Raw genomic sequence first — 3159 nt, 5'->3', positions numbered from 1 at the left:
CTTTTCTTTAAGCAACACTTTCTGCTCTTCGGTCAGCTTTTTGGGATCGGAGGCCAAAGAAGATTTAATCGCTTTTCTTGCCTTGTACATTTCATTCCACAAGGCGAGGCCTTGATTCCAGCAATAACGACGGTAGTCACAAGCTTCATCCAAAACTTTTCTCATAGTCTTGTTGGGATGTAGTTCATAGACTCTTGTCTGAATTAATTCAGCTGGTACTTCTTCTATCTGTTCCGCCATTTAATTTCACCGCCTTTCGGAACCATATCTTTGTGTCGAGGAATATTTTAGCACGTATTCCTGCAGATTTCCAAACATATGTTTTCAAAATACGGGTGAAAGCCGCGCTCTTTCTTAAAGCAAAGTTCCAGATTCCTCTACGTTAATTCGGCTTAGTACATATCTATACCTATCTGTTAACGCTTACATATGATCAAACACATCAAGCATATTTTCGCCACTGGAATTCTGCTCCTTTATCCAAAAGTAAATTCTATCATATGCCAGCCAGCAAAAGACAGTTTCTGCAAAAAAATAATCCACGTGATATAATTGTTTGTAGCTTTGTCAGTTTTTGGAATGACAGGAGGAAAAGAGATAGGGAAATGGACCGCACGGAGCCTACAACTTTAACTAATATGTGCATGATCGTGGACAAAGACCGGGTTCTGACGATCGACCGGGAAGACCCGGTTTGGCCAGGCCTGGCTTTTCCAGGCGGCCATATTGAAAAGCATGAGTCATTTCATGATTCAGTCATTCGCGAGGTCAAGGAAGAGACCAACCTGGACATAGTTAGTCCCCGCCTGGTCGGCTTCAAGCAGTTTTTTGACAAGCTGGACCGGCGTTACCTGGTCTTCTTCTACCGGGCCGACCAGTTCTCAGGAAGTCTCCACGCTTCAAGGGAAGGCAAACTGGAATGGGTCAAGATCAGCGATTTACCTAAGCGGCAGTTAGCCTACAACTTTGACCGAGATCTGGAAGTCTTTTTAAAGAGTGACCTTGATGAGCATGTATTGTTGGACAAGAAGGACTTTTTATATTAATGCGCAAGAAAAAGAAAAATAATAATAAGAGCAAGCGGATTTGGGGCAGAGTCGTGACGGCACTACTCTTCCTTGCCCTCTTCGCTTTCGCGGGCCTTTATATCAAGAACTACCCGGTTGAAAAGGATGTCAAGCTGGTGGCTACCCAGCCCAAGGCCTTGAAGGCCAAAAAGACGGTTGCTGAGAAGGATATCTGGGGCTATCCGTTCGCCAAGTGCTACACCAAGAAGATCAAGTACCTGTCCGGCCAGCGCTACGGGAAGACCGATGTCTGCCGGCGGGTCTACCCGAAGAAGTCTTACTTCCATGACGGTTGGGACTTTGGCTGGAGCGAGGTTGGCAACAAAGCCTCAGTATTGGCTGTTCACCCAGGGACGGTTAAGAAAGTTGCCTACTTCACGGGCCTTGGCTGGTACATCTGGGTTGTATCTCCAGACGGCTATGTGGAAGTCTACCAGGAAGGTTTCGCCAACCGGTCAGACATTACGGTTAAGGCAGGACAGAAGGTCAAGCTGGGCGACAAACTGGGCCGGCTGACTGACTCCCACCTGCACTTAGGGATCACCAAGACCAGCGCTGACTACATCAGCAAGCACGGTCACCCATACAAGGACTACTGGCGGGACAACGGCACCTGGCTGAACCCGATGAAGGTGATTACTGACAGCTTGCAGCTGCAAAAGGATGTTAAGGAATACAACGCTAAGGCAGCCAGCTACAATGCCAAGGTTACCAGCTACAACGAGAAGCTGGCGGCTAAGAAGAAAAAGCTGAAGGCGGAAGAAAGCAAGCACCCTTACCACTACTTGAAGCCATTTATCAAATAGAGATAGAGAAAAAGACGACTGAATTTGATCAGCCGTTTTTTTTGCTTACTATTTATTACTGCTCTTTTCCAGGTCAAGGAGAAGTTTTTTAGCTGCAAGGCCAGCGGCGTAGCCGGTAAGGCTGCCGTCGGCCCCGATGACCCGGTGGCAAGGGATTAAGATCAAGATCGGGTTGCAGTTGTTGGCCAGGCCGATTGCCCGGCTGGCATTCTTGTCGCCGGTCATTTCAGCCAGCTGCTGGTAGCTTCTGGTCTCCCCGTAAGGAATCTGCTGGAGCTGCTGCCAGACCTTTTGCTGGAAGCTGGTGCCTTCTGGCGAAAGGGGCAGGTCGAATTTTTGTCTTTGGCCGGCAAAGTATTCCTTCAGCTCCCTCATGCAGGCCTTAGCCAAGTCACCTGACGGGTCATTTGGGATAATCCGGTCAGCCGGAACCTGGTCAGTTGCTTGGCCAGTCTTTTTCTCAAGATAATTTGCCGGTTCAACGCAGAGGATGGCATCTTGGGAAGCGAGAATTCTGAGCGGCCCAATTGGCGTGTCCATGACGGCCCGGGAGATATTTTGGGCAAAAAGCTGCCGGTACTTAGCCGGCGGCATCCCGGACAGCTTGCGGAAGTGGGCATAAAAGCTGGAGTAGTTAGTGTAGCCGGAATCAGCGGCAGCGTCGAAAACGCTGGCTCCGGCCTGCAGGGCTTGCTTAGCGGTAGCGATTCTTACCTGGATTAAGTATTCTGCCGGCTTCATGTCATAGTAACGCTTGAAGACCAGGGACATTTGCTTTCTAGTTACGCCCAGCTCTTTCAGCTGCTGGTTAAGCTCTTGCCGGTCAGTAAAATATTGGTCAAAGACGGCCTTGCTTGCTTTAGCCAGGCCGCAGTCCGGGTCATACTGGGGCAGGTCAGGCCGGCAGCGTTTGCAGGGACGGTAGCCAGCAGCTTCTGCTTCCGCACTGCTTTTGAAATACTCAACATTGTTTCTTCTGGGACATTTTGACTTACAAGAAGGCCGGCAGAAAATTCTTGTTGTCTGCACAGCATAAAAGAACTCGCCATCATAAGCCGGGTCGCAAGTTTGGACTGCCTGCCACATTTCGTTGTCATCCATAGCTCTTCTCCTCGTTGTCAAACAGTAGAAAATTTTCAAGAAGCACTTTCAGCTATATGAAACTTTAACATATTTAGTCAGTCTTTGCTTCCGAAAAAGGCAGATTCAATTGTTAGGATGAAAAAGACGGCTGACACAAGTCAGTCGTCTTTTGCTGCTAATTTCCCAGGATTTTACAACTCAAG

General features: G+C 48.5%; 4 protein-coding genes. 2 read left to right on the top strand and 2 right to left on the bottom strand.

The features are described from left to right. Window positions 1–240 (bottom strand): helix-turn-helix domain-containing protein (locus tag HMPREF3168_RS05600; protein ID WP_168161990.1); only part of this gene is annotated, 240 nt, incomplete at its 3' end. Window positions 241–605: 365 nt separating this feature from the next. Between HMPREF3168_RS05600 and HMPREF3168_RS05595 the strand changes: the two genes are divergently transcribed. Together HMPREF3168_RS05595 and HMPREF3168_RS05590 are read left to right on the top strand one after the other, a co-directional pair. Beyond that, the gene (locus HMPREF3168_RS05595) at window positions 606–1046 is read left to right on the top strand and encodes an 8-oxo-dGTP diphosphatase (RefSeq protein ID WP_002878612.1); all 441 of its coding nucleotides are present in this window, start codon (window positions 606–608) and stop codon (window positions 1044–1046) included. Further along, entirely contained in the window at window positions 1046–1873 is an 828-nt protein-coding gene (locus tag HMPREF3168_RS05590) for a M23 family metallopeptidase (RefSeq protein ID WP_070488950.1), read from the top strand. The genes HMPREF3168_RS05595 and HMPREF3168_RS05590 overlap by 1 nt, the downstream gene beginning before the upstream one ends. A 48-nt stretch (window positions 1874–1921) precedes the next feature. On the opposite strand, the gene HMPREF3168_RS05585 is transcribed toward HMPREF3168_RS05590, so the two are convergent. Further along, window positions 1922–2974: a bifunctional transcriptional activator/DNA repair enzyme AdaA gene (locus tag HMPREF3168_RS05585; protein WP_070488947.1), complete on the bottom strand. Its 1053-nt coding sequence runs from the start codon at window positions 2972–2974 to the stop codon at window positions 1922–1924. Window positions 2975–3159 lie beyond the last annotated feature (185 nt).

Origin of the sequence: Lactobacillus sp. HMSC08B12 (assembly GCF_001808415.1) — a bacterium.
GTDB classification, from domain to species: Bacteria; Bacillota; Bacilli; order Lactobacillales; family Lactobacillaceae; genus Lactobacillus; species Lactobacillus delbrueckii.
This window is presented reverse-complemented; position numbering and strand designations above follow the sequence as displayed.

Bases quoted from the DNA above. Each gene is read 5' to 3' on its own strand.
- HMPREF3168_RS05595 (WP_002878612.1), top strand. From the start codon at position 606: ATGGACCGCACGGAGCCTACAACTTTAACTAATATGTGCATGATCGTG.
- HMPREF3168_RS05590 (WP_070488950.1), top strand. From the start codon at position 1,046: ATGCGCAAGAAAAAGAAAAATAATAATAAGAGCAAGCGGATTTGGGGC.
- HMPREF3168_RS05585 (WP_070488947.1), bottom strand. From the start codon at position 2,974: ATGGATGACAACGAAATGTGGCAGGCAGTCCAAACTTGCGACCCGGCT.